General features: G+C 74.8%; 19 protein-coding genes and 1 pseudogene. 9 read left to right on the forward strand and 11 right to left on the reverse strand.

Annotated features, from left to right (window positions below; translation table 11 throughout):
* Positions 1 to 263: 263 nt before the first annotated feature.
* The 3 genes from thpR to ACZ5FU_RS13995 form a co-directional block, all read right to left on the reverse strand.
* Positions 264 to 836: an RNA 2',3'-cyclic phosphodiesterase gene (gene thpR / locus ACZ5FU_RS13985; RefSeq protein WP_451526081.1), complete on the reverse strand. Its 573-nt coding sequence runs from the start codon at positions 834 to 836 to the stop codon at positions 264 to 266.
* A 280-nt stretch (positions 837 to 1,116) separates the two neighbouring features.
* Positions 1,117 to 2,481 (reverse strand): MFS transporter, encoded by a 1,365-nt coding sequence (locus ACZ5FU_RS13990; RefSeq protein ID WP_451526082.1) that lies wholly within the window; start codon positions 2,479 to 2,481, stop codon positions 1,117 to 1,119.
* 24 nt (positions 2,482 to 2,505) lie between these two features.
* Entirely contained in the window at positions 2,506 to 2,943 is a 438-nt protein-coding gene (locus tag ACZ5FU_RS13995; RefSeq protein ID WP_451526083.1) for a MarR family winged helix-turn-helix transcriptional regulator, read from the reverse strand.
* Between the two features lie 164 nt (positions 2,944 to 3,107).
* Between ACZ5FU_RS13995 and ACZ5FU_RS14000 the strand changes: the two genes are divergently transcribed.
* Complete coding sequence (locus ACZ5FU_RS14000) at positions 3,108 to 3,290, forward strand: ribbon-helix-helix protein, CopG family (RefSeq protein WP_401473184.1); 183 nt, start codon at positions 3,108 to 3,110, stop codon at positions 3,288 to 3,290.
* Between the two features lie 102 nt (positions 3,291 to 3,392).
* On the opposite strand, the gene ACZ5FU_RS14005 is transcribed toward ACZ5FU_RS14000, so the two are convergent.
* Positions 3,393 to 4,844, reverse strand: a complete 1,452-nt coding sequence (locus ACZ5FU_RS14005) for an NCS2 family permease (RefSeq protein WP_451526084.1) — start codon at positions 4,842 to 4,844, stop codon at positions 3,393 to 3,395.
* A gap of 150 nt (positions 4,845 to 4,994) precedes the next feature.
* On the opposite strand from ACZ5FU_RS14005, the gene ACZ5FU_RS14010 reads away from it, so the two are divergent.
* Together ACZ5FU_RS14010 and ACZ5FU_RS14015 are read left to right on the forward strand one after the other, a co-directional pair.
* A complete protein-coding gene (locus tag ACZ5FU_RS14010) occupies positions 4,995 to 5,249 on the forward strand; it encodes a DUF2530 domain-containing protein (protein ID WP_451526085.1) in 255 nt (84 codons plus the stop codon).
* A gap of 210 nt (positions 5,250 to 5,459) precedes the next feature.
* Complete coding sequence (locus tag ACZ5FU_RS14015; RefSeq protein ID WP_468834891.1) at positions 5,460 to 7,832, forward strand: HAD-IC family P-type ATPase; 2,373 nt, start codon at positions 5,460 to 5,462, stop codon at positions 7,830 to 7,832.
* 48 nt (positions 7,833 to 7,880) lie between these two features.
* Here ACZ5FU_RS14015 and ACZ5FU_RS14020 read toward each other — a convergent pair whose 3' ends face one another.
* The 4 genes from ACZ5FU_RS14020 to ACZ5FU_RS14035 all read right to left on the reverse strand — a co-directional run bounded on the left by ACZ5FU_RS14020 (position 7,881) and on the right by ACZ5FU_RS14035 (position 14,685).
* On the reverse strand, positions 7,881 to 8,681 hold the full coding sequence (locus ACZ5FU_RS14020; protein ID WP_451526087.1) for a hypothetical protein: 801 nt from the start codon (positions 8,679 to 8,681) through the stop codon (positions 7,881 to 7,883).
* Positions 8,682 to 8,778: 97 nt separating this feature from the next.
* A complete protein-coding gene (locus ACZ5FU_RS14025) occupies positions 8,779 to 9,648 on the reverse strand; it encodes a hypothetical protein (protein ID WP_451526088.1) in 870 nt (289 codons plus the stop codon).
* A 245-nt stretch (positions 9,649 to 9,893) separates the two neighbouring features.
* The gene (locus tag ACZ5FU_RS14030; protein WP_468834893.1) at positions 9,894 to 13,019 is read right to left on the reverse strand and encodes a sacsin N-terminal ATP-binding-like domain-containing protein; all 3,126 of its coding nucleotides are present in this window, start codon (positions 13,017 to 13,019) and stop codon (positions 9,894 to 9,896) included.
* Positions 13,020 to 13,758: 739 nt separating this feature from the next.
* A complete protein-coding gene (locus ACZ5FU_RS14035) occupies positions 13,759 to 14,685 on the reverse strand; it encodes a DUF3027 domain-containing protein (RefSeq protein WP_451526090.1) in 927 nt (308 codons plus the stop codon).
* A gap of 423 nt (positions 14,686 to 15,108) precedes the next feature.
* On the opposite strand from ACZ5FU_RS14035, the pseudogene ACZ5FU_RS14040 reads away from it, so the two are divergent.
* The 4 genes and pseudogenes from ACZ5FU_RS14040 to ACZ5FU_RS14055 all read left to right on the forward strand — a co-directional run bounded on the left by ACZ5FU_RS14040 (position 15,109) and on the right by ACZ5FU_RS14055 (position 18,805).
* Positions 15,109 to 16,523, forward strand: a pseudogene (locus ACZ5FU_RS14040) (MFS transporter).
* Positions 16,524 to 16,744: 221 nt separating this feature from the next.
* Positions 16,745 to 17,224, forward strand: coding sequence for a DUF2771 domain-containing protein (locus ACZ5FU_RS14045; protein WP_468838675.1), 480 nt, complete (start codon positions 16,745 to 16,747; stop codon positions 17,222 to 17,224).
* The gene (locus ACZ5FU_RS14050) at positions 17,194 to 17,946 is read left to right on the forward strand and encodes a futalosine hydrolase (protein WP_469045373.1); all 753 of its coding nucleotides are present in this window, start codon (positions 17,194 to 17,196) and stop codon (positions 17,944 to 17,946) included. Before ACZ5FU_RS14045 ends, ACZ5FU_RS14050 begins: the two co-directional genes overlap by 31 nt.
* Entirely contained in the window at positions 17,936 to 18,805 is an 870-nt protein-coding gene (locus tag ACZ5FU_RS14055; protein ID WP_451526092.1) for a 1,4-dihydroxy-6-naphthoate synthase, read from the forward strand. The genes ACZ5FU_RS14050 and ACZ5FU_RS14055 overlap by 11 nt, the downstream gene beginning before the upstream one ends.
* 27 nt (positions 18,806 to 18,832) lie before the next feature.
* Here the strand turns inward: ACZ5FU_RS14055 and ACZ5FU_RS14060 are convergent, their stop codons facing one another.
* Positions 18,833 to 19,216: a cold-shock protein gene (locus tag ACZ5FU_RS14060; RefSeq protein ID WP_451526093.1), complete on the reverse strand. Its 384-nt coding sequence runs from the start codon at positions 19,214 to 19,216 to the stop codon at positions 18,833 to 18,835.
* A 164-nt stretch (positions 19,217 to 19,380) separates the two neighbouring features.
* On the opposite strand from ACZ5FU_RS14060, the gene ACZ5FU_RS14065 reads away from it, so the two are divergent.
* On the forward strand, positions 19,381 to 19,629 hold the full coding sequence (locus ACZ5FU_RS14065) for a hypothetical protein (RefSeq protein ID WP_451526094.1): 249 nt from the start codon (positions 19,381 to 19,383) through the stop codon (positions 19,627 to 19,629).
* A gap of 58 nt (positions 19,630 to 19,687) precedes the next feature.
* On the opposite strand, the gene ACZ5FU_RS14070 is transcribed toward ACZ5FU_RS14065, so the two are convergent.
* The gene (locus ACZ5FU_RS14070; RefSeq protein ID WP_451526095.1) at positions 19,688 to 20,323 is read right to left on the reverse strand and encodes an HAD family hydrolase; all 636 of its coding nucleotides are present in this window, start codon (positions 20,321 to 20,323) and stop codon (positions 19,688 to 19,690) included.
* A gap of 113 nt (positions 20,324 to 20,436) precedes the next feature.
* Positions 20,437 to 21,459, reverse strand: coding sequence for a hypothetical protein (locus ACZ5FU_RS14075; RefSeq protein WP_468838537.1), 1,023 nt, complete (start codon positions 21,457 to 21,459; stop codon positions 20,437 to 20,439).
* Positions 21,460 to 21,733: 274 nt separating this feature from the next.
* On the opposite strand from ACZ5FU_RS14075, the gene ACZ5FU_RS14080 reads away from it, so the two are divergent.
* A complete protein-coding gene (locus ACZ5FU_RS14080) occupies positions 21,734 to 24,349 on the forward strand; it encodes a helicase-associated domain-containing protein (protein WP_468838540.1) in 2,616 nt (871 codons plus the stop codon).
* Positions 24,350 to 24,415: the final 66 nt, after the last annotated feature.

Genomic DNA, 24,415 nt, shown 5'->3' on the forward strand with positions numbered 1-24,415 from the left:
GCGGATCCGACGGCGACGGACCGGCGCCGAAGGCCTCCGTCCCGGAGGGGCGAGGGGCGGCCCGCCGCCCGAGGCTCCGCTCCGGCGGACCGACGGCGACGGCCGGCCGGAGCGGAGGGGCCGTCCCCGTCAGGCCCGCGGCAGCGGTGCGCGGCGGCGGGCGGTCACTTTCCGAGTGCCGCCGCCACCGCCACCACGACGAACATCAGTACGAGCACAACGGCCATGATCCGGTTTCGGGTCTTCGGGTCCACCCCGGGAGCCTAACCGGCCGCGCCGAGCGCCCAGCGGCCGACCGGCTCGTAGTGCGGCTGTTCCCCGGGCACCCCGGATCTCGGCAGGTCGCTGCGCACGAGCGTCAGCTCCCGCACGGTCCACTCACGGCCGGCGAAGGCGTGCAGCGAGTCGACGTGGGGGCGGGTGTCGACGGCGTCGCGGCCGCGGGCCAGGGTGAGGTGGGCCTTGTGGCGGCGGTGCTCGCCGAGGTCGAGGCCCGTCTTGCGGCCCGCCGCCTCCGTCCGGTCCGCCAGCAGCCGCAGCGCCGCCGTGCCGCCCTCGGCCCCGATCCACAGCACCCGCCCGTGCCCGAACTGCCCGCCGCCGCGCAGGGCCAGGGGGAAGGGCCCGGTGCGCCGCGCGGCCCGCTCCAGCCGCGCCGACAGCTCGGGGACGGCCGCCTCGTCGACCTCGCCGTAGAAGGCGAGGGTGAGGTGCCAGCCGGGGCGGGCGGTCCAGCGCAGCCGGTCGGCGCCGGGCAGCCGCTTCAGCGCGGCGACCTCGGCGGCGAGCTCGTCGACCACGTCCCGCGGGGGCAGCACGGCGGCGAAGAGTCTCATGGGGCCAGTGTGCCCGCCGCCACCGACCTCGGACGGAGCACCACCGGCTCCGGACCGGGCGCCACCGGCCCCGGACGGGACTTCACCGGCCCTGGACGGGGCGCCGTCGACCCTGGACGGGCCCCACCGGCCTCGGACGGGCCCCACCGACCCGGACGGGCCCCACCGACCCCGGAAGGTCACCACCGACCCCGGACGGTCATCGCCGACCCCGGACGGTCATCGCCGACCGCGGACGGTCACCCCCGGCCCCGGACCGGGCGCCGCCGCCCCGGACGGTTCACGCCACGGCCGCCAGTTCCTCGCGCCGTTCCCGCGGGACGAACCGCAGGGTCGGGTGGCCGCGGTGCCAGCCGACGGAGAGCCGCAGGCCGCCGACGCGGGCCAGGACCAGGCCGACGACCGCCGCCGCGAGCGCGGAGACCGCGCCGCCCGCCGCGAGGCCCGCCCGGACGCCGTACGCGTCGGTGATCCAGCCGGCGATCGGCGCGCCGACCGGGGAGCCGCCGAGGAAGACCATCATGTAGAGGGCCATGACACGGCCGCGCATGGCCGGGTCGGTGCCCATCTGGATGGTGGTGTTCGCGGTGACGTTGACGGTCATGCCGAACATGCCGATCGGCGCCATGAGCAGCGCGAACAGCCACAGGGACGGGGCCGCGGCGGCGACCAGCTCCATCACGCCGAACGCCACGGCCGCCGCGATCAGCACCCGCATGCGGGAGGTCCCGCGGCGGGCGGCGAGCAGCGCGCCGGCGAGGGAGCCGACGGCCATCAGGGTGTTGAAGAGGCTGTAGGAGCCGGCGCCCGCGTGGAAGACGTCGTCGGCGAAGGCGGAGAGGTAGACGGGGAAGTTGAAGCCGAAGGTGCCGATGAAGCCGACCAGGACGATCGGCCAGATCAGGTCCGGGCGGCCGGCGACGTAGTGCAGGCCCTCCCGCAGCTGGCCCTTGCCGCGCGGGGCGCGCCGGGCGGCGTGCAGTTCCCGGCCCCGCATCAGCAGCAGTCCGGCGATGGGCGCGACGAAGGACAGGCCGTTGGCGAGGAACGCCCAGCCGGTGCCCACTCCGGTGATCATCAGGCCGGCGACGGCCGGGCCGACGAGGCGGGCGGACTGGAAGTTCGCGGAGTTGAGGCTGACCGCGTTCTGGAGCTGGTCGGGGCCGACCATCTCGGAGACGAAGGACTGGCGGGCCGGGTTGTCCAGGACGGTCGCGAGGCCGACGGCGAAGGCGGCGACGTAGACGTGCCAGACCTCGACGTGCCCGGAGAGGGTGAGCAGCGCGAGCGCGACCCCGGTGACGGCCATGGCCAGCTGGGTGAAGAGGAGGACGCGGCGCTTGGGCAGGCGGTCGACGAGGACGCCGCCGTAGAGGCCGAACAGGAGCATCGGCAGGAACTGCAGGGCCGTCGTGACGCCGACGGCGGTGGCGGAGCCGGTGAGGCTCAGCACCAGCCAGTCCTGGGCGATGCGCTGCATCCAGGTGCCGATGTTGGAGACGACCTGGCCGGCGAAGAACAGGCGGTAGTTCCTGACCCGCAGGGAGCTGAACATCGAGGACCTGCGGGTGTCCCCCGGCGGGCCGGGGGGAGAGTCGTGGGTGGTCGGTGCGGGGGCGGAGTGTGCTCCGGGTCCCGTACTCAAAAGGGTCGCCTCCTCGCGAAGTGCCTACAGATGTGCGAGCTTCTCCAGGACGGGGGCGGCGGCACGCAGCTTCGCCCACTCGTCCTCGTCGAGACCGTCGACCAGGGTGGCCAGGAAGGCGTTCCGCTTGGCGCGGCTCTCCGCGAGCATGGTCTCGGCCTGCTCGGTCTTCGTGACGACCTTCTGGCGGCGGTCCTCGGGGTGAGGCTCCAGCCGGACCAGGTCCTTGGCCTCCAGGAGCGCCACGATGCGGGTCATCGACGGCGGCTGCACGTGTTCCTTGCGGGCCAGCTCACCGGGGGTGGCGCTGCCGCACAGGGAGAGGGTGCCCAGCACCGACATCTCGGTGGGGCTCAGTGACTCGTCGACGCGCTGGTGCTTGAGCCGACGGGACAGCCGCATCACGGCGGATCGCAGGGAGTTCACGGCGGCAGCGTCGTCGCCATGTTCGAGGTCCGGCATGTATTTAGAGTAACTCATTACTCTCGCTAAGGAACACCGTGGGGCGCCCTGCTTCCCGTGACGCGCGCCACTGAATCGCCACATCGCCCGAATATCACTCGAACGGGTGGTGCGGGCGCGGAACGGCACCCGTCGTCCCGGATCGTGCCGCGACCCTCGTAGCCATGGGGACCGATGTGCTCAGCCTGCGGATAGACCACGAACTGCTCGAACGGCTCCGGCACCACGCCGCCAGGAGGGGGATGAGCGTCCAGGACTACGTCGTCCGGACGCTCATGCGCGACGACTTCGACGAGCGCTTCCAGACCGCGGTCGAGGAGACGGAGAAGTTCTACGGCCTCACCTGAGCCGCGTGACGCGGTTCGGGTGAGGCCGGTTGGCGCGGGGCCGGGCACACGGCCCGGAGCACGCGGCCCGGACGGGCGTGCGGCCCGGGCGGAGCGTGCGGATCAGGTCAGGCCCAGGGCCGGCATCAGGTAGTAGAAGGCGAACACGGCGGAGACCACGTACATCGGGACCGGCACCTCACGGCCGCGGCCGGCCGCCAGGCGCAGCACCGCGAAGGCGATGAAGCCCATGCCGATGCCGTTGGTGATCGAGTAGGTGAACGGCATCATCACCATGGTGATGAAGGCCGGGATCGCGATCGTGTGGTCCGCCCAGTCGATCTCCTTGACCGAGCCGGCCAGGATCAGGAAGCCCACCGCGAGCAGGGCCGGGGTGGCCGCCTGGGAGGGGACCATCGTGGCGACCGGGGTCAGGAACAGGGCGACGGTGAAGAGACCGCCGGTGACGATGTTCGCGAAGCCGGTGCGGGCACCCTCGCCGACGCCGGCCGTGGACTCCACGAAGGCGGTGGTGGCGGAGGAGGAGCTGGCGCCGCCGGCGGCCACGGCGAGACCGTCGACGAAGAGGACCTTGTTGATGCCGGGCATCTGGCCCTGCGCGTCGGTCAGCTTGGCCTCGTCGCTGACGCCCATGATCGTGCCCATCGCGTCGAAGAAGCACGACAGCAGCACGGTGAAGACGAAGAGGACGCCGGTCAGCACGCCGACCTTGTCGAAGCCGCCGAAGAGGCTGACCTCGCCGATGAGCCCGAAGTCCGGGGTGGCGACGGGGTTGCCGGGCCACTTCGGGGTGGTCAGGCCCCAGGACGGCACGGTGGCGACGGCGTCGACGATCAGCGCCAGCACGGTCATCGCGACGATCGAGATGAGGATCGCGCCCGGCACCTTGCGGACGATCAGCGCGAGCGTCAGCAGCGCGCCGAGGACGAAGACGAGGACCGGCCAGCCGTTGAGGTGACCGTCGGCGCCGAGCTGGAGCGGGACGGTGGTGTGGGCCGCGTCCGGGATGCGGGAGACGAAGCCGGAGTCGACGAGACCGATCAGCATGATGAACAGGCCGATACCGATGCTGATGGCCTTGCGCAGGCCGAACGGCACGGCGTTCATGACGCGCTCGCGCAGGCCGGTCGCCACCAGCAGCATGACCACGAGACCGGCGAGGACGACCATGCCCATCGCGTCCGGCCAGGCCATCCGGGGGGCGAGCTGGAGCGCGACGACGGAGTTGACGCCGAGGCCGGCGGCCAGCGCGATGGGCACGTTGCCGATGACGCCCATCAGCAGCGTCGTGAACGCGGCCGTGACGCAGGTGGCGGTGACGAGCTGGCCGTTGTCGAGCTGGTGCCCGTACATGTCCTTCGCGCTGCCGAGGATGATCGGGTTCAGCACGATGATGTAGGCCATCGCGAAGAAGGTGGCGAAACCGCCCCGGATCTCCCGCGGCAGCGTGCTGCCCCGCTCGGAGATGCGGAAGTAGCGGTCGAGCGCGCCGTGGGCGGGCGTGCCGCCCGGCTCGCCGGACGCGGGGACCTTGGCGGGGGCCGAGGTGGACATGTGGGACCTCATCACCGGCGGACATCCCCCATGCCGCTTTGGTGCTTCCTACGAATGAAAATGGTCAGAGGCAAACGGGTTCAGTATGAACACATGAATCAGTGAACACCATCTCCGCGCGTAGAACTGATCGCCTCGTAGGCTGTCCCCATGGCGAAGTGGACCCCCAAGCACGAGGCGCCGGAGCCCCTGGAGGGCCCCGTGGTCGCCACCATCACCGGCGGCACGATCCTCTGGTTCGCCCTCTTCCTCGTCCAGCTGCCCTTCTACGGCTGGTTCGACGACCACGGCCACCTCTGGTGGCTGTGGACCTGCCTGGCGGGCGGCGGCCTGGGCTTCATCGGCATCTGGTACGTCCGCGGACGGGACGCGGCGATCAAGCGGGGCGCCGACGGACAGCGGTAGCCCCGGAGCGGGCGTCCCCGGCCCGGAGGGGCGGGAGGGCCCGGGGTCGGTGTCGGGGGCCCCTGGGCCGGGGGCGGGCGTCCCCTGGGCCGGTGTCGGGGGACCCCGTAGGCGGCACGCAGTACCGCCGCGCGACGGTCGTCCTCCCCAGGTCGGATCTTCCGCCACTCCGGCGGGTGAACACCCCCGTCCGCACGTACCGTCGATCCCATGACCCACGCCGACGCCGCCGCCACCGCCCGGGCCCCCGCGGCGACCGGGCTCACCGCCGCCGAGGTCGCCGAACGCGTGGCGCGCGGTCAGGTCAACGACGTGCCCGTCCGCAGCAGCCGCTCGGTCGGCGAGATCGTCCGGGCCAACGTCTTCACCCGGTTCAACGCGATCATCGGCGTCCTGTGGATCGTCATGCTGTTCGTCGCCCCGGTGCAGGACGGCCTCTTCGGGTACGTCATCCTCGCCAACACCGGCATCGGCATCGTCCAGGAGTGGCGGGCGAAGAAGACCCTGGACTCCCTCGCCGTCATCGGCGAGGCCCGCCCCACCGTCCGGCGCGACGGGGTCTCCGTCGCCGTCGGCACCTCCTCCCTCGTCCTGGACGACCTCGTCGAGGTCGGGCCCGGCGACAAGGCGGTGGTGGACGGGGTGTGCGTGGAGGCCGACGGTCTGGAGATCGACGAGTCGCTGCTCACCGGTGAGGCCGACCCCGTCGTCAAACACCCCGGCGACCGGGTGATGTCCGGCAGCTTCGTGGTGGCGGGCGGCGGCGCCTTCCGGGCCACCAGGGTCGGGCGCGAGGCGTACGCCGCCCAGCTCGCCGAGGAGGCGTCCCGCTTCACCCTGGTCCACTCCGAGCTGCGCACCGGCATCTCCACGATCCTGAAGTACGTGACGTGGATGATGGTCCCGGCCGCGGTCGGCCTGGTCGTCACCCAGCTCTTCGTCAAGGACAACGACCTCAAGGACTCGGTCGCCAGGACCGTCGGCGGGATCGTGCCGATGGTGCCGGAGGGCCTCGTCCTGCTGACCTCCGTGGCCTTCGCCATCGGCGTCGTCCGGCTCGGCCGCAAGCAGTGCCTCGTCCAGGAACTGCCGGCCATCGAGGGCCTCGCCCGCGTCGACACCGTCTGCCTGGACAAGACCGGCACCCTCACCGAGGGCGGCATGGACGTCACCGAGGTCCGCGCCCTCGACGGCGGCGACGGCGGGTACGTCCGCGAGGTGCTCGGCGCGCTCGGCGCGTCCGACCCGCGGCCCAACGCCTCCCTCCGGGCGATCGCCGACGCCTTCCCGGACACCGCGGGCTGGTCCCGCACCGGGTCCCTGCCCTTCTCCTCCGCCCGCAAGTACAGCGGCGCCGCCTTCGCCGAGGGCGACGGTGCGAGCGGCACGTGGCTGCTCGGCGCCCCCGACGTCCTGCTCGCCGACGACGACCCCGCCCTCGCCGAGACGGAACGGCTCAACGAGCAGGGCCTGCGCGTGCTGCTGCTCGCCCGCACCCCGCACGGCCTCGACGACCCCGAGGTCGCCCGCGGCGCCCGCGCCACCGCCCTGGTCGTCCTGGAGCAGCGGCTGCGCCCCGACGCGGCCGACACCCTGCGCTACTTCGCCGAGCAGGACGTCCGCGCCAAGGTCATCTCCGGCGACAACGCGGTGTCCGTGGGCGCCGTGGCCGCCAAGCTGGGCCTGGACGGCCGTGCGGTGGACGCGCGCCGGCTGCCCGCCGAGCGGGAGCCGATGGCCGCGGCCCTCGACGCGGGCACGGTGTTCGGCCGGGTCACCCCGCAGCAGAAGCGGGACATGGTCGGCGCCCTCCAGGCGGGCGGGCACACCGTAGCGATGACCGGGGACGGCGTCAACGACGTCCTCGCGCTGAAGGACGCGGACATCGGCGTGGCGATGGGCTCGGGCTCGGAGGCCACGCGGGCGGTGGCCCAGATCGTGCTGCTGGACAACAGCTTCGCCGCGCTGCCGTCGGTGGTGGCGGAGGGCCGGCGGGTCATCGGCAACATCACGCGGGTGGCCACGCTGTTCCTGGTGAAGACCGTGTACTCGGTGCTGCTGGCGCTGCTGGTGGTGTGCTGGCGGGTGGAGTACCCGTTCCTGCCCCGCCACCTGACCCTGCTGTCGACGCTGACGATCGGCGTCCCGGCGTTCTTCCTCGCCCTCGCCCCCAACAAGGAGCGCGCGCGGCCCCACTTCGTGCGGCGGGTGATGCGGTACGCGGTCCCGGGCGGGGTGCTGGCCGCGGTGGCGACCTTCGTGACGTACCTGGTCGCCCGGCACCACTACACCGGGGCGGGATCGCTGGAGGCCGAGACGAGCGCGGCGACGCTGACCCTGTTCCTGATCTCGATGTGGGTGCTGGCGATCATCGCCCGGCCCTACACCTGGTGGCGGGTCCTGCTGGTGGCGTCCATGGGCGCGGCCTTCGTGCTGGTGCTGGCGGTGCCGTGGCTCCAGGACTTCTTCGCGCTGAGGCTGGTCGGCGTGGTCATGCCGTGGACGGCGGTGGGTGTCGCCGCGGTCGCGGCGGCCGTCCTGGAACTCCTGTGGAGGTGGATCGACCGCCGCGGGCCGGCCTGAGGGCCTGCCCGGCGGTGTCCGCCCGGCAGGCCCCGAGGGGGCCGTGGGTCAGCGCACGTCGACGAAGTCGGCCGTGGCGGTGGCCGCCGGGGTGGTCGAGGTGCCGGCGAAGCTGTAGCGGTAGTAGCCGTCCGCGGTCGCCTTCACGGTCGTCTTCAGGACGCCCGTGCTGCTCGTCTTGATGGTCTTGACCGTGGTGTAGGTGGTGCTGCCCTTCTTGCGGAACTGCAGCTTCACCGACTGGCCGGAGTACCCGGCGTAGGTGTTGCTGTCCCAGTTGGCGCGGGACAGCTTGCCCGTCACGGTGAGGGTCTTGCCCTTCTTCACCGGCTCGGGGGTGGCGTCGGCGGTGAGCTTCGAGGCGCGCAGCACCTTGGCGGTGCCGAGGCCGCCCCGCCAGGTGAGGCCGCCGCTGTCGTTGGCCGCCAGGGCGCCCAGCTTCCAGCTGCCCGCCTGGCCGTTGACCAGGTCGATGTCCTCACCGGTGGCCTTCGGACGGAACTGGATCTTGGCCGTGCACTTCAGGACCGTCGAGGAGACCGTCGTGCAGACGCCGGCGTCGTCGCCGCCGATGACGTCGTCGGCGTAGAGGTCGAGCGTGGCGCCGCGGTAGAGGACCGGCGCCGTCCCGAGGGCCCTCAGGCTCGCGGGCTTCGTCACGGTGTAGGTCGCGGTGACCGTGACCTGGGCCGTGGGGCCGACGACGACGGGCTTGCCGGCGTTGACCTTGAGGTTGGAGAAGGTGACCGCCGGACCGGCCGGCGCGGCCTGCGCGGCCGGAGCGGCGAGGGCGGACAGGGCGACGGCGCCGACGAGGGCGGCGACGGTGGTGGTGGCGCGTACGCGCATGAAGGTTCCTCTGAGGATCTGGAAGGGGGTGTGCCGGGGGACGGCCCGGTCCCCGCCGGGTGCGGGGCCGGACCGTGCCTCGGTGGTGTCAGTGGCTTCAGCGCACGTCGACGAAGTCGCCCGCGGCGCTGACGGCCGGGGTGGTCGAGGTGCCCGCGAAGCTGTAGCGGTAGTAGCCGTCCGCGGTGGCCTTGACGGTCGTCTTCAGGGCGCCCGTCGTGCTCGACTTGATGGTCTTGACGGTGGTGTAGGTGGTGCTGCCCTTCTTGCGGAACTGCAGCTTCACCGGCTGGGTGGAGTAACCGTGGTACAGGTTGTCCTCCCAGTTCGCGCGGGACAGCTTGCCCGTGACGGTGAGGGTCTTGCCCTTCTTCACCGGCTCCGGGGAGGCGTTGACGGTCAGCTTCGAGGCGCGCTGCACCAGCGTGGAGCCGAGGCCGCCCTGGTCGGCGTAGTCGTCGCTGGTGTAGTCGAGGGCGAGCCCGCCGCCCTTCCAGCTGCCGGCGTCGGAGTTCAGCAGCTCGCCGTCGGCCGGGTAGACGTCGATGTTGCCCTTGCAGGTGGCGGTGGTCGCCGAGGTGTCGGTGCAGGTGGCCGGGTAGTTGCCGAACAGCATGTTGTCCGGGTCGTCGAACGCGCCCTTGTAGAGGTACGGGCCGGTGGCGAAGGCCTCGGCGTGGATGTCCACCTCGGCACCGTGGGTCAGCTTGTAGGTGACCGTGGTGGCGACGTGGTTGGTGGTGCCCACCTTGACCGCGGCGGCGATCTTGAAGTGGGAGAAGGACACGTTCAGGTCGCCGTCGACGGCGGTGGTGAACGCGGACCTGCCGGAGGCGCCGTGGGCGGCGGCGAAGGCCTCGGCGGCCCGCTCGCGGTAGGAGGGGCCGTCGGCCTGCGCGGCCGGAGCGGCGAGGGCGGACAGGGCCAGGGCGCCGGAGACGGCGGCCACGGTGGCGCGGATGCGCATGCATTCCCCAGGGAGGAAGAGGATCCCGGCCGGGCGGCGCTCCCGACGGAGCGTCATCGCGCAGGATCCAGACGATCACGGAGCCTGTTGGCTCACATGATCAGATGCACGACGGATGTGAAGGGTTGTACGAGAGCGGTGGAGATTTTCGTGCGACCTCGCGGACGCCGGGACCCGGGCGCGCGGACGGGCCCGTCCGGGGTGCCCCGGCGGTACCGGGGCACCCCGCCCGTGCGGGAGAGCGCTCAGTCGAACCAGCGGTCCCGAGCCAACTCGCCCGTCCTGGAGGGGTCCTCCAGCAGGGCGGCCACCTCGAAGCGGCGGGGCCACTGACCGGCCGCCCAGGCCAGGCCCGCGGCGACGCCCTCCAGGGTGGCGGCGTGCGGAACGCCGTCGCCGGTCAGGCGCCAGTCGATCTCCACGCCGTCCACCACGAGTTCCTCGTGCTCGACGTAGGTGGCGGGGGTGCGCGGGCCGAGGAGGACGCGCACCGGCTCCGGGACCTCGTGCTCGACGCCCTCGGAGTGGATCTCGCCCGTCACGGACTCGCTGAGGCGGCGGACCTGGAACAGTTCGGCCAGCTCCGCCGCCCGCGCGGGCCGGACGGGGAGCAGCGGGACGCCCGCCGTGAAGGGCAGCAGGTCGGGGGAGTCGACCACGACCGCGTCGGCCGCGTCGACGACCTCGACCCGGCCGTCGACGACCGCCCTCAGCTCGTCGGGCAGGGTGACCTGTTCGGGGTCCAGGTCGGCCAGGGCGCTGTACAGGCCGTGCAGTTGGGCGGCGCCCACCGGGCGGTCCGGGTCCGCGAGGCGGTCGAGCAGTTCGGCCGCGCCGCCCGGCTCGTCGAGGAGGGCGGCCACGGAGGTCCGTACGCCCAGGGCCCGCAGCACCTGCTCGTCGTCGAAGCCGGTCGCGTCGGCCTGGTCGTACAGGCCGTGCAGGAGAGGGTCGCCGCCGGCCGCGAGCAGGCCCGCCGGGCGGCGGCCGTCGAGGACGGGATGGCCGCGCAACCACCAGGCGGTGTACGGGCGTACGACCTCGTGGGTGCCGTCCGGGAGCAGGATGCGGACCGGCTGGGTGAGGGCGTCGCGCAGGGGCGGCCGGGCCAGCAGGGCGAGGGCCTGCGGCCAGTGGTCGTCGTCGACCAGGTCGAGGTCGCGGACGGCTACCAGCTCGGTGGCGACCGGCGGGACGGGGCTGTCGGGGAAGCGGTCGAGGATGTCCTCGCACCACACGTCCACGGCGTCCAGCAGTCCCGCGTCGTCGGGTTCGGCGAAGTCGCCGTCGCGGGGCTCCAGTTCGTCGGGGTCGAGGACCACGTCCGTGGCCCGTACGAGCGCGAAGCCGGCGAGGACGCCGCAGGCGGCGAGCGGCTGCTCCCCCCACCTCTCGGCCAGCTCCGGGTCGACGGAGGCGAGTTCGTCCTCGCGGACGACCTGCGCGAACGGGCTTCCGGGCAGGACGAGTTCGCCGGCCGGGGCGAGTTCGCCCTCCTCGTCGGGCAGCGCCAGGGCGCCCAGCCAGGGCTCCTCGCCGGGTTCCAGGTCCGCGTCGCGCACCAGCGCGAGGACGGTGTCGGCCAGTTCCTCGGCGTCCGGGGTGTCCCGGTCGTCCCAGGCCCCGCGGTCGTCGTCCAGGGACGCCGCGACGGCGGCCCGCACCTGCGGGGTCGTCAGGACCGCGCGCGGGGTCGCGGGCAGCGCCCCCAGCTTCTCCAGCAGCGGATGCGCGGCGTCGGGGTGGGCCACCTTGAGGCCGAGGCGTGCGAGGACCTCGGTGTCGAGCCGGGCCGCGTCCGGGGTGGGCAGCAGCACCTGGCGGGGGCCGATCGTCGTCCGGCCGTCGGCGAGCGGCACCGGCAGCCCGGAGAGGCGGTCGGGGTCCACGCCGGCGAGGCTCTCGTAGAGCCGGTACCACCACCGGGGGTCCTTCTCCAGTCCGGCCAGCCGGTCGACCGCGTCGGCGAGCGGGACCCGCGCCACCCCCAGCGCGCGCAGCTCGGCCCGGCGCTCCAGCCCGGCCGGCAGCAGCGTCGGCAGCACCTCGGCGAGCACCCGTACGGTGTCGGCGCCCGCGCCCTCGGCGACCTCCGCGTCCCGCGGCCGCAGCGCCTCGGGCAGGTCGTCCTCGCCGTCCACCGGCCCGGCGGCCGGCGGCAGGAACGCCGTGCGCGGCAGCCGCTCCAGGATCGCCTGCCGCAGGGCGCCGTCCAGCCCGCCCCGGCCCAGCGGGCCCGGCACGAGGTCGATGATCCCGGCGGTCACCGGGCGCCAGTCGGCCAGCAGCGCGGTGTACGCGTCCGCCGCCCGCCGCACGAGGTGGTCGGTGAGCGGGCCGGGCGCCGCGTGCCGCCGGGTGGTGTCGAGGGGGAAGGAGGCGATCAGCAGCGCGGGCACGCCGAGGGGCTCGTCGCTGGGCGTGGGCGCGTGCACGACGGGGCTGGTGCGGGGCCGGGCCGGGGCCCCGTCCGCGTCGACCGGCACGGCCCAGGTCACCGACCAGTGGGGCCGCAGCCGCTCCTCCACCGGCCGGTCGGCGAGCAGGTCGGACGTGAGGGGACCGTGCGCGGCGGCGATCCGCCACCGGGTCGTGCCCTCCCGCGTGTCCGACACGACCGTGAGGGCGCCGTCGGTGTCCCGGCGCAGGGTGCGGGGGGCCGCGTCGCCGACCTCGATCACGATCTCCTCCAGGCCCGGCAGGGCCAGGACGAGGGCGTCGTCGACGGCGGTGAGCAGCCGTTCCGCGAGATCGGCGGCGGCGGTGTCGCGCAGCGGCAGGATGACGGCCGTGTCGTACGGCTCGGGGGCGGTGCCCTCGGCGGCGAAGGGCAGCCGCAGCAGCGGCACGTGACCCTCGCGGCGGCGGATCTCGTCGCCCAGGCCGGGACTGTGGCGGGCGGTCTCGGAGGCCAGCACGCGGGCCTCCGCCAGGGACCAGCGGACACCGCCGTGCCGGCCGACCACGGCGGGCTCGTCGGTGACGGCGAGGACGGCGGCGAAGCCGACGCCGAAGCGGCCGACCGCCGACCGGGGGGCCTCGCGCTTCGCGGAGGCGCGCAGGGTGGAGAGCGACTCGACGCCGGCCGCGTCCAGCGGGGCGCCGGTGTTCGCCGCGACCAGGACGCCCTCGCGCAGGGTCAGGCGCAGCCGGCCGGGCACGCCGGCACGGTCGGCCGCGTCGGCGGCGTTCTGCGCCAGCTCGACGACGAGGCGGTCCCGGTAGCCGCCGAGGACCAGATCCTCCTCGGCGTTCGCGTCCTCCCGGAAACGGGCGGGACTGGTGGCCCAGGCGTCCAGCACTCCGCGCCGCAGTCGGGCCGTTCCGAACGGATCGGCCCCCTCGGCCGCGGGCCGCACGAACTTGCTCACGTCGGTTCACTCTCCTCATCGCCGTGAGCTCGAAGGTACCGCGAGGCGGCGCCGCCGGTTCCGCACCGAGGAAGTCGGCACCCTCCGGTCCGCCCGGGGCGCCGGCCCGCGGACCTCCGGACGCGTGCCCGCCCGTCACCCGACGTGGGGAGGAGGAACGGCGGCCGGGCACGCCGGCCCGTCCGGGGCGCCTCCCCGCGGGGCGTGCCGGGCACGGGGCCGGGAGCAGGCGGCGGGCGCCTGGCGGGGGAGAGTCCGGGGCGTGTCCGCGAAGCGGTGACGGCTGCCCGGCGGGCGGGACGCGCGGCGTCCGGCGCGTGCGACCGCGAGGCGGAGGACCGGCCTCGTACCGGGTGTGCGGGGGCGATCCCGACGGCGCGGCCGGGACGCCCCCTCCGGGGGGAGTACGGGCCGGGCGACGTCCCGGGCGCATCCCGTACGAGGGCCTGCGTCCGGCACGCCGAGAGCACGCACCGGGCGGGCGACGGGACTTCGCGGACGTGCGCCGGGGGGTGCCCGGCCCCTGGCGCCGGATCGGGGCGCGGCGTCCGGTGCCGGGAGCACCTCCCACGCCGTTCGGGCAGTGAAGGAGCGTCGCACGGCGGAGGACCGCCCGTGCACCGGAGGTGCCCGGGTGGTCCGACGACGCGGCGGCGGGGGTCCCTCCCGCGCGAGCGGAGCCGAGCGTGGGGGAGCCGCGCCGGGACGCCGCGCGCCGACGGGAACGGTCGGACAGGCCCTAGGAGTGGCCCAGCTCCGCCGACTCCTCGTCCGTCACCGCCGGGACCGACCCGGAGTCCGGGGCCGGCCGCAGCGGGAAGGGGTCCACCCGGTTCTCGTCGATCACCGGCAGGGGCGGCCGGGGCGGCTTCGGCATGACCGCCGCCTCCGAGTGCCCGCCGCAGCCGTACGCCAGTGACACCACGCGTCCGTCGGCCGGGGCGAACTCGTTGGCGCAGATCCCGAAGGCCTGCCCGAGGGAGCCGCCGATCGGCGTGAGGAAGCCGCAGCTGACGCAGGACGCCGGCGCCGCCTGCGCCATCGGTGTCTTCGCCCCGAACGCCTCGTCCCAGCGGTCGGCGGCGGTGTGCAGGCCGTACCGCGACAGGACGCGCGCCCGGCGCATGCCCAGTTCCTCCGCCACCGCGGGGATGGACCCGCGGGACGGGACGGCCGGCAGCCGCGCGGGCGGCGCCGCCGTCACCTCGGCGTCCTCGGCCTCCGCCAGCTCCGCCATCTCCTTCGAGACGGGCGAGCTGGGCGACGGAGCGTCCTCGCCGGTGTAGCCCGGTTCCAGACGCAGGTCGTCCGCCTCCGTGGGGAGGAGGTCGCCGGGACCCATGTCGCCGGGGCGCAGGCGTTCGCTCCACGGGACCCACTCGGGTGCCAGCACCGCGTCCGGACCGGGCAGCAGCACCACCTCGTCCAGCGTCACGATCTTCGCCCGCGAGGCCCGCGCGACGGTCGCCGCCCAGCGCCAGCCCCGGTAGCCGAGCTCCCTGCACTCGAAGAAGTGCGTCACCACCCGGTCGCCCTCGGAGAGGACGCCCACGTGCTCCCCGACCACGCCGGGCGCGGCGGCCTCCTCTGCCGCCGCGCGGGCGAGGTCGACGGCCTCGGCGCACAGGCGGTCGGGGGTGCGGCTTCGCGTGGTCGCTGCGCTCACAGGTATCGCTTCTCTCCTACGCCGTCACTCGGGTGCGGTTGCCACCGGCGGCGGAGCGGACGGAGCGGACCAGTGGGCCGCGTCGACGTCAGCGTCCGATCGCGCTCGGGCGCACCTGTGCCATCCATTGTGGGGGATGGCTGAGATACGCACGCTACCTGTTCGCGGCCGCTCATCCCACACCGACGGTGCTTCTGCGGCACTCCGCGCCGGGTTTCCGCGTTCTCGTCCCCCTGCCGGCGCCGCCCCGGTCCCGGCTCCGGCCCGGGCCCGGCCCCGCGCGCGCCGTCCACGGACCCGTCCGCGAATCATCCGCGAATCCGTCCGCGCCACCGGTCACGAAACCGCCCGCGAACCGGAAAGTGAGCGCCCATACGTGCGGTGACCGCGCTACATCCCGGTTTCTCGGGGCACTATGGCGGAGTGGCAGCCATGAGGACACCCCGGGGCGCCACCGGGACCGGTGGGGCGATGGGCTACCAGGGGAGGGCAGGGTGAACGGGTCCGTCCGCGCGATCGGCCGCGCCCTGCACCTGCCGTTCACCGGAACCGCGCGGGGCATCCGCAAGGCCACGCACGCGCACGGCGCGGGCGAGTCCGGGCTCGGCAAACTGATCGAACTGCACGCCGTGAACGGCGCGGGCGACGTGATGATCACCATCGCGCTCGCCTCGACCGTGTTCTTCTCGGTCCCCACCGACGAGGCCCGCGGCCGGGTGGCGCTCTACCTGGCCATCACGATGGCCCCGTTCGCGCTCCTCGCCCCGGTGATCGGCCCCCTCCTCGACAAGCTGCCGCACGGCCGCCGCGCGGCGATGGCGGGCGCGATGGCCGCGCGGGCGCTGCTCGCCCTGGTGCTGTCCGGCGCCGTCGTCAGCGGCGGCCTCGAGCTGTATCCGGCGGCGCTCGGCGTACTGGTGGCGTCGAAGGCGTACGGCGTGGTCAGGAGCGCCGTCGTGCCGCGCCTGCTGCCACCGCGCTTCTCGCTGGTCAAGGCCAACTCCCGGGTCACCCTGGGCGGGCTCCTGGCCACCGGCCTGGCCGCGCCCGTGGGCGGGGGCCTCCAGCTCCTCGGCCCGCGCTACCCGCTCTACGGCGCCTTCGTGATCTTCGTCGTGGGCACGTTCCTGTCCTTCTCGCTGCCCCCGAAGGTGGACTCGGCCAAGGGGGAGGACCGGGCGCTGCTCGCGGCCGACGAGGAACACCTGCACGGCCCGCACCTGCGCCGGGTCAAGCGCCCCGGCCTGCGGACGGTCGGCAGCGCGGTCACCCACGCCCTGGGCGCCAACGCGTCCCTGCGCTGGCTGTCCGGGTTCCTGACGTTCTTCCTGGCGTTCCTGCTGCGCGAGCACCCGCTGACCGGGCAGGGCGCGGCGGTGTCGCTGGGCATCGTGGCCGTCTCGGCGGGCGTCGGCAACGCGCTGGGCACCTCCGTGGGCGCGGCCCTGCGCTCCCGCGCCCCGGAGCTGATCATCGTGACCGTGGTGGCGGTCGTGCTGGGCGCGGCGATCACGGCGGCGGTCTTCTTCGGGGCGTTCCTGGTGGCCTGTCTGACGGCCGTCGCCGGCTTCTCGCAGGCGCTGTCCAAGCTGTCCCTGGACGCGCTGATCCAGCGGGACGTGCCCGAACTGGTGCGCACCTCGGCGTTCGCCCGCTCGGAGACGCTGCTGCAGATGTCGTGGGTGTTCGGGGGCGCGGTCGGCATCGTGATGCCGCTGAACGGCGCCCTGGGGCTCTCCGTGGCCGCCCTGGTCATCGCCACCGGCTGGGCGACCACCGTGCGGAGCCTGGTCGGCTCGGCCCGGCACAAGGGGCCGCCCCGGGCGAAGGTCTCCTGACCCGGGCCCTCGTACCCGCCCCGCCGCCAGCGCCGCACCGCCGCCCGCCCCGCACCGCTGCACCGCCCGCGCCGTCCCGCACCGCGCCGCGTCCCGCCCCGTCCTGGAGCCGCCCGGCCGGGCGGGCGGACCCGAGCCCGCGTGGCGTAACCCGCGGCCGCGCCGCACCCCACGTAGAGGGAGTGCCGGACGTGCCAGATAGCCTTCGCCCCATGACCTCGATGCGATCCGTTGTGCGACGCCGCCGCGCCGTCGCCGCCGCCGGCGCCGTTTCCGCCGGACTGCTCGTCCTGTCGGCGTGTGACAAGCCGACCCCGCTGTCCACGATCACCGTCGGCTCCTCCTCGGTCAGCTCGGAGGCCACCTGCGGCGGTGAGGACAACGTCCTCAAGGCCGCGCAGCTGACGAAGTGCCTGGCGGACAAGGACATCAAGTCCATCACCGTCGACCCGGACGAGACCGTCCGCTTCGGTGTCGACCCGGAGATCGCCGACCGGCGCTGGACGATCCTGCTGAACGGCCAGCCGCTCATCGAGGACAGCAGCAAGACCTACCGCACCATCCCGGGCAGCGTCTTCTTCAACGCCCAGTACGGCGCCCAGGGCGACTCGACCCTGGTCTCCATCAAGGCGGGCGACGGCAAGAAGGACAGCCAGGCGGTCACCGGCCTGTGGTCCTTCAGGCTGAAGAAGGACGACTGACCACGTCCTCCGTCCGCGTCCTCGTGGCCACCGCGGTCCCCGCCGAACGGGACGCGGTGGCACGGGCGTTCCCGGAGCCGGCCCGTGAGGTGCGTCTGCCAGGCGCCCCGGCCCTGCACCGCGCGGGCGCCGGCCGCGACCTCCTCGCGGCCGGTGTGGGCCCCGCCCTCGCCGCCGCCTCCACCGCCACCGCCCTCACCGCGGCCGCGCTGGCGGGCACGCCGTACGGCCTCGTGGTGTCCGCCGGGATCGCCGGCGGCTTCGCCCCCGGCGCGCCGCTCGGCTCCCTGGTCGTCGCCGACGAGATCACCGCGGCCGACCTGGGCGCGGAGACCGCCGAGGGCTTCCTCCCGGTGACCGAACTGGGCTTCGGCACCGTCACCCACCACCCGCCCGCCGACCTCGTCCGGCGGGCCGCGAACGCCACCGGAGCCCGCACCGGCACGGTCCTGACCGTCTCCACGGTCACCGGCACCGCCGCCCGGGCCGCCGCACTGCGTGCCCGCCACCCGCGGGCCCTCGCCGAGGCCATGGAGGGCTTCGGCGTCGCCGAGGCCGCCGCCGCGCACGGCGTGCCCGTGCTGGAGGTCCGCGCGGTCTCCAACCCGGTGGGCCCGCGCGACCGCGCCGCCTGGCGGATCGGCGAGGCACTGGCCGCCCTGACGACGGCCTTCGGGAAGCTCGCACCCGTCCTGGAGAGTTGGAGCCGACATGACCGGTGACCCCTTGCAGATCGCCTACTCCCCCTGCCCGAACGACACCTTCGTCTTCGACGCCCTGGCCCACGGCCGCGTCCCCGGCGCGCCCGCGCTCGACGTGACGTTCGCGGACATCGACATCACCAACGGCATGGCCGAGCGCGGCGAGCACGACGTGCTCAAGGTGTCGTACGCCGTGCTGCCGTACGTCCTCGACGACTACGCGCTGCTGCCCTGCGGGGGCGCGCTGGGGCGGGGGTGCGGGCCGCTGGTGCTGACCCGGGAGGCCGGGCCCGCGGGCGCCGCCGCCGGCGCGGGGCTGACCGGCCGGACCGTGGCCGTGCCGAGCGAGCGGTCGACGGCGTACCTGCTGTTCCGGCTGTGGGCGGCGGACATGGTGCCCGGCGGGGTCGGCGAGATCGTCGTCATGCCCTTCCACGAGATCATGCCGGCCGTGCGGGACGGGAAGGTCGACGCGGGCCTGGTCATCCACGAGGCCCGCTTCACCTACCAGAACTACGGGCTGCACAGGCTCGCCGACATGGGCGAGCACTGGGAGTCCACCACCGGGCTGCCGATCCCGCTCGGCGCCATCATCGCGAAGCGGTCGCTCGGCGCGGCGGCCCTGGGCGGCCTCGCCGACTCCGTCCGCGCCTCGGTGCGCGCCGCCTGGGACGACCCCGAGGCGTCGCGCCCGTACGTCATGGAACACGCCCAGGAAATGGACCCGGCCGTCGCCGACCAGCACATCGGGCTGTACGTCAACGAGTTCACGGCCGACCTCGGCGAGGACGGCTACGCGGCCGTGCGCGGACTCCTCACGCGCGCGGCGGCCGAGGGGCTGGTACCGCCCCTCGGACCGCGGTCACTCGATTTCCCGTGAACCCGTGAACGGGTCGACGCCTTCCGGTCACACGTCCAACTGGTCGGCGACGGCGCGCAGCAGACCCGCGATCTGCTTGCCGGAGTTCTTCTCGGGGTAACGGCCCTTCTCCAGCATCGGCGTGATGTTCTCGAGGAGGGTCGTCAAATCCTGCACGATGGAGGCGAGTTCGTCCGGCTTCTTGCGCTGGGCCGCCGCGACCGAAGGCGTCGGATCGAGGACCACGACCGAGAGCGCCTGGTCACCGCGCTGTCCGGCCACGACACCGAACTCCACGCGCTGGCCCGGCTTGAGGGCCTCGACTCCGGCGGGGAGGACCGAGGAATGGACGAAGACGTCACCGCCGTCGTCACGGGAGAGAAAGCCGAAGCCCTTCTCGCTGTTGAACCACTTGACCTTGCCGGTAGGCACGTCCGTCCTCGTCCTCGTACTCGTCGGGAAAACCGCAGGGAAACGGCTCTTCATAACACCGCGGCGGGTCGACCTCGACCCGCCGCAACCCAGGCTAATGGTCTTCGCCCGGGTGACAAGACGTCCCCGGGTCGTTCCTTCGCGCTGGGAACTACCCTGGTCGGGTGCGTGACAAAACCCAAACGAATTCCGCCGCTCCCGGTGACCGACTGATCCGTGCCGGTGCCATCGTGTTCTTCGTCGGCGCCGTGGCCACGCTGGTCACCGTGGCCCCGCTGTTTCTCGGTACGACGCCCTTTCCGACCTACATGTTCGGCCTGAGCATGTTCATGGGCGTCGGGTTCCTGATCGCGGGCGCCGGGGTGCTGCGGTCCGTCGCCGCCGGACGCCGGCAGGCACGCGGGGCGCGGTAGCGGGCGGACGCCGGCGGGCGCGCGGGGCGCGACGGCTCCAGGGCGCGACGACCTCCGGTCAGGCCGCTCCGGCGGCCACGTGTCCGCCGAGCCAGGCCGGGAAGTGCGTCAGGTCCGGCAGGATCACGTCGGCGCCCGCCTCGCGCAGGTCGTCCGCGTCGCACGGGCCCGTGGGGACGGCCACCGACAGCGCGCCGGCGGCGCGGGCGCCGCGGACGTCTCCGACGTGGTCGCCCACGTAGACGCCGGCGCCGTGCTCGCGCAGCGCCACCGCCTTCTGCTCCGCCCACAGGTCGCCGACGACGGCGTCCGCCTCGATGCCCAGGTGCGTCAGGTGGAGCTTGGCGTTCGGCTCCCACTTCGCGGTGACCACGACGGCCCGGCCGCCCGCCGCCCGCACCGCCTCGACCGCCTCCCGGGCGCCGGGCATGGCGGACGTGCGGGTGACGGCGTACGCCGGGTAGATCTCCCGGTACAGACCGGCCGTCGCCGCGATCCGCTCCGCCGGGAACCAGTGCGCCAGCTCCTCCTCCAGCGGCGGCCCCAGCCTCGTCACCACCAGGTCCGCGTCGATGTACGTCCCGCTGCGGGCCGCCAGTTCCACGTACGCGGCGTGGATGCCCGGCCGGGAGTCGATGAGGGTCATGTCGAGGTCGAACCCGACGACGGGGGCGGCGGAGCGCGCGGAAGTCATGCCCCCATTCTGCCGAGCCCCCGCGGGGCCGCCCCGCCACGGGGCCCCGCCCGCCCGTCCGGCCACGGGTGCGGGCACGGGCACGGGTGCGGGCGTCCTCGGCGTGCGGTCCGCTATCCGGGCCGCCGGGACCGCCACACCAGGAACAGGGCCGAGGCCAGGGCCGCGCCGTTCAGGACCCACGGCCAGGTCTGCGCCAGGGCCTCGTTCATGTGGCCCTCGGGGATCGGTTCGCCCCAGCGGCCGGCCGTACGGCCCCAGAGCCAGACGACGCCCGCGGTGACGGCGAGGCCGGGGAGGACCACGACCGCCGTCCTGGTCTCGCGCTCGGACAGCCGGCGGGAGACGTGGGCGAGGGCCCAGCCGACGAGCTGCGCGATCCATTCCCCGGTCACCGTGCCCCCCACCAGGCAGGCGGCGGCCAGGAGCAGCAGCGGGCTGGCCGGGCGGCCGCCGGACGGCGACGGGAGGAAGCGGCGACGGCGGGCGACGGGCACCTCCGTGCCGGACTCCTGCGCGCCGGGTCCCGGTACCGGCGTCGCCGCGGACGCCTTGTCCTTCGCCGGCGGGGGCCCCGACGGTGGCGGCGAAGGGGGCGGCCTGAGCATGTCCGCGATCTCCACCCCGCCGACGAACCCCGGCACCTCCTCCCCCGGCCCGAACGGGGTCGCCTCGCGGCTCCACCAGTCCGGGATCTCCCCGCCCCCGCCCAGTTCGTGCGCGCCCGCGCGGTGCGGCGGTGAGGGGACGTCCGGGGCGGCGGGCGCCTCGGGGCGCGGCCGGGGGCGGGGCACGACGCGGCGCAATCCCTTGGGTCGGCGCCCGGCGATGTCCGGCGGTTCCTGCTGCCGCTGGACGGGCACCGCGGCGGACGGGGCCCGCGGGACGGCGTCGCTCCCGCCGGCATCGGCGCCGCCGGCCGCCGAGACGACGTCGTCGGGGCTGCCGAGCCGGTCGAGGATGCGGCGGACGGCCGCCGGGCTGTCGACGGGCGCCTTGGCGCGGCGCCGGTCGATCTCGTTGCGCAGTTCGGACACGAGCCGCATGCGCGTGGCCGACGACAGCTGCCGCTGCTGCGCCACGTCGCCGACGCGGCTCAGATACTCGTAGACGACCTGATCGCTTTCGATACCCACGAAGTCCCCTCCGGGGCCGGTGCCTTGGATACCCCGCGACCCGACGTTAGCGCAGCGTGGCCGCCGATCCACCGTTCACGACGGCGGGTGGCGGCGGGAGTTCGGCGTCCGCGGGGCGGGGCGGCCGCCGTACGGCGGGCGTTCGCGGCCGGCTCCCGCCGTCGCCGGGCCGGGACGGGAAAATGTTCCGTTCGTCCGGCACGCGCCCGGCGCACGGGTTCCCGGCCCCGTCGGGACCCTCTCCCGGGGGCCGCCACCCGCTACCGTTGAGCGGATGAGCAGCGACGAGAAGCCCTCGGCCCCGCGTTCCCTCGCGGAGGCGCTCCGCGCCCGGGACGACGCGTCCCTGGCCGCGCTCCTGCGTGCCCGCCCCGACCTCGTCACCCCGGTCCCCACCGACCTCACCCAGCTCGCCACCCGCGCCGGGACCCGTGCGTCGGTGGTGCGGGCCCTGGAGCGGCTGGACCGGTTCACGCTCCAGACGGCGGAGGCGCTGGCCGTGGCGGCGGAACCGGCGGCGTACGGGGAGCTGCTGGGGCTGATGGCCGGGGACGAGCGGGACGCGGTCGTCGAGTCCGCCCTTCCGGGGGCGGTGGCCGTGCTGCGGGAGCAGGCCCTGCTCTGGGGCGACGACGACCGGCTCCGGCTGGTCCGCACCGCCCGCGAGCTGCTCGCCCCGTCCCCGCAGCACCCCTCGCCGACCGGGCTGGGCCCGTCCGTGCGGGAGGCCACCGCGGGCATGTCGCCGGGCCGGATCCAGGAGATCGTGACGGCCGCCGGACTGCCGTCCACCCACGACCCCGTCTCCGCGGCCGGCGCGCTGGCCGCCCTGTTCCGCGACCGCCGGACGATGGACGCGCTGCTCGCCGAGGCCCCCGCCGAGTCCCTCGACGTGCTGGACCGGCTGGTGTGGGGGCCGCCGTACGGGCAGGTCACCGCCGAGCCGGGGGCCCGGCTGCGCTGGCTGCTGGACCGGGGGCTGCTGCTGCCGACCTCCCCCGGCACGGTCGTCCTGCCGCGCGAGGTGGCCCTGCACCTGCGGGCCGGACGCGCGCACCGCACGCCCGAGCCGGTGCCGCCCGCCGTCGAACCGGCCGCGACGCACCGTCCGCAGGTGGTGGACGCGGCCGCGGCCGGGCAGGCGTACACCGCGCTGGCGACCGTCGAGGAGCTGCTGAAGGAGTGGGACGAGGGCGGCCCCGCGGTGCTGCGCGCGGGCGGGCTGAGCCAGCGGGACCTGAAGCGCACGGCCGTCGCCCTGGACGTGCCGGAGCCGACGGCCGCCTTCTGGGTCGAGCTGGCGTACGCCGCCGGGCTGATCGCCTCCGACGGCGAGGCCGACGAGCGGTACGCCGCCACCCCGGCCTACGACGAGTGGCGGGAGCGTCCGGCCGCCGAGCGCTGGGTCCGGCTGGCCGAGGCCTGGCTGGCGGGGACCCGGACGCCCGGACTGGTCGGCGGGCGGGACGTGAAGGAGCGGACGCTGTCGGCGCTCGGGCCGGGCCTGGACCGCTCGGCCGCGCCGGAGGTGCGCCGCCGGGTGCTGACGCTGCTGGCCGGTCTCGCGGAGGGCACCGCGCCGACCTCCGGATCGGTGCTCGCCCGGCTGAGCTGGGAGCGCCCCCTGCGCGGCCCCCAGCGTGAGGACGACCTGCGCGCCCGGCTGGCCGGCTGGACCCTGTCGGAGGCCGAACTGCTGGGCGTGACGGGCCGGGGCGCCCTGTCGTCCCAGGGGCGGGCCCTCCTCGGACCGGCGGCCGGCCGAGGGGACGAGGCGCCGCCCGCGAGACCGGCCGGCCCCGCCGGACGCAGCGGTGACTCCCCGCCGGACGCGGACTCCGCCCGGGGCCCCGGCGACCGGCTCCCCTTCCCCCACCACACCGCGGCCACGGCCACGGCCGTCCTCGCCCCCGCTCCCCTCCCGGCCGCCGAGCAGGCCGCCGCCTCCGCCGCCGCCGTCCGGCTGCTGACGCCGCTGCTCCCCGAGCCGCTGGACCACGTACTGCTCCAGGCGGACCTCACCGCGGTGGCGCCGGGCCCGCTGCACCGGCCGCTCGCCGACATGCTGGGTGTGCTGGCCGACGTCGAGTCGAAGGGCGGGGCGACCGTCTACCGCTTCACGCCCGGTTCCGTACGCCGTGCCCTGGACGCCGGCCGTACCGCCTCCGACCTGCACGCCTTCCTCGCGGAGCACTCCCGTACGCCGGTCCCGCAGCCGTTGGCGTACCTGATCGACGACGTGGCGCGCCGGCACGGGCACCTCCGGGTGGGGGCGGCCTCGGCGTACGTCCGCTGCGACGACGACGCGATGCTGAACGAGATCCTCGCCGACAAGCGGGCCGCCGCCCTGCGGCTGCGCCGTCTCGCGCCGACCGTGCTGGCGGCCGGCGCCGACCCGGTGACCCTCCTCGACGGGCTGCGGGCGATGGGGTTCGCGCCGGCCGCCGAGTCGGCGGAGGGCGACGTCCTGATCACCCGTGCCGACGCCCACCGCAGCCCGCCCCGCACCGCCCCGGAACCGGTTCCGGAGGGTCCGCCCCTCCCCGACGACACCCTGCTGTCGGCCGCGATCCGGGCGATCCGCGCCGGTGACCTGGCGTCCACGGCGCCCCGCAAGCCGGCCGACGACACCGCGGCGCGGGCGCCCGGCGCGCTGCCCCGCACCTCGTCCGCGGAGACCCTCGCCACCGTGCAGGCCGCCGTCCTCACCGGCGAGGCGGTGTGGATCGGCTACGTCAACGCCGAGGGGGCCGCCAGCCAGCGCGTCATCGCCCCGGTCCGGGTGGAGGGCGGCTTCGTGACGGCGTACGACCACACGGCGGACGAGGTCCGGACGTACCCGCTGCACCGCATCACGGGCGTGGCGGAACTGGCGGACGACGAGGCGTAGTCCCTCCCGCCCGGATCAGGACGGACGCTTCCCCCGCCCGGATCAGGACGGGCTCGCGGTCCGGTC

The organism is Streptomyces sp. NPDC031554, assembly GCF_055580685.1.

Coding starts and splice junctions, on each gene's coding strand:
- thpR (WP_451526081.1), bottom strand. CDS start 836: ATGAGACTCTTCGCCGCCGTGCTGCCCCCGCGGGACGTGGTCGACGAG.
- ACZ5FU_RS13995 (WP_451526083.1), bottom strand. CDS start 2,943: ATGCCGGACCTCGAACATGGCGACGACGCTGCCGCCGTGAACTCCCTG.
- ACZ5FU_RS14000 (WP_401473184.1), top strand. CDS start 3,108: ATGGGGACCGATGTGCTCAGCCTGCGGATAGACCACGAACTGCTCGAA.
- ACZ5FU_RS14005 (WP_451526084.1), bottom strand. CDS start 4,844: ATGTCCACCTCGGCCCCCGCCAAGGTCCCCGCGTCCGGCGAGCCGGGC.
- ACZ5FU_RS14010 (WP_451526085.1), top strand. CDS start 4,995: ATGGCGAAGTGGACCCCCAAGCACGAGGCGCCGGAGCCCCTGGAGGGC.
- ACZ5FU_RS14015 (WP_468834891.1), top strand. CDS start 5,460: ATGACCCACGCCGACGCCGCCGCCACCGCCCGGGCCCCCGCGGCGACC.
- ACZ5FU_RS14020 (WP_451526087.1), bottom strand. CDS start 8,681: ATGCGCGTACGCGCCACCACCACCGTCGCCGCCCTCGTCGGCGCCGTC.
- ACZ5FU_RS14025 (WP_451526088.1), bottom strand. CDS start 9,648: ATGCGCATCCGCGCCACCGTGGCCGCCGTCTCCGGCGCCCTGGCCCTG.
- ACZ5FU_RS14045 (WP_468838675.1), top strand. CDS start 16,745: ATGCGATCCGTTGTGCGACGCCGCCGCGCCGTCGCCGCCGCCGGCGCC.
- ACZ5FU_RS14055 (WP_451526092.1), top strand. CDS start 17,936: ATGACCGGTGACCCCTTGCAGATCGCCTACTCCCCCTGCCCGAACGAC.
- ACZ5FU_RS14070 (WP_451526095.1), bottom strand. CDS start 20,323: ATGACTTCCGCGCGCTCCGCCGCCCCCGTCGTCGGGTTCGACCTCGAC.
- ACZ5FU_RS14080 (WP_468838540.1), top strand. CDS start 21,734: ATGAGCAGCGACGAGAAGCCCTCGGCCCCGCGTTCCCTCGCGGAGGCG.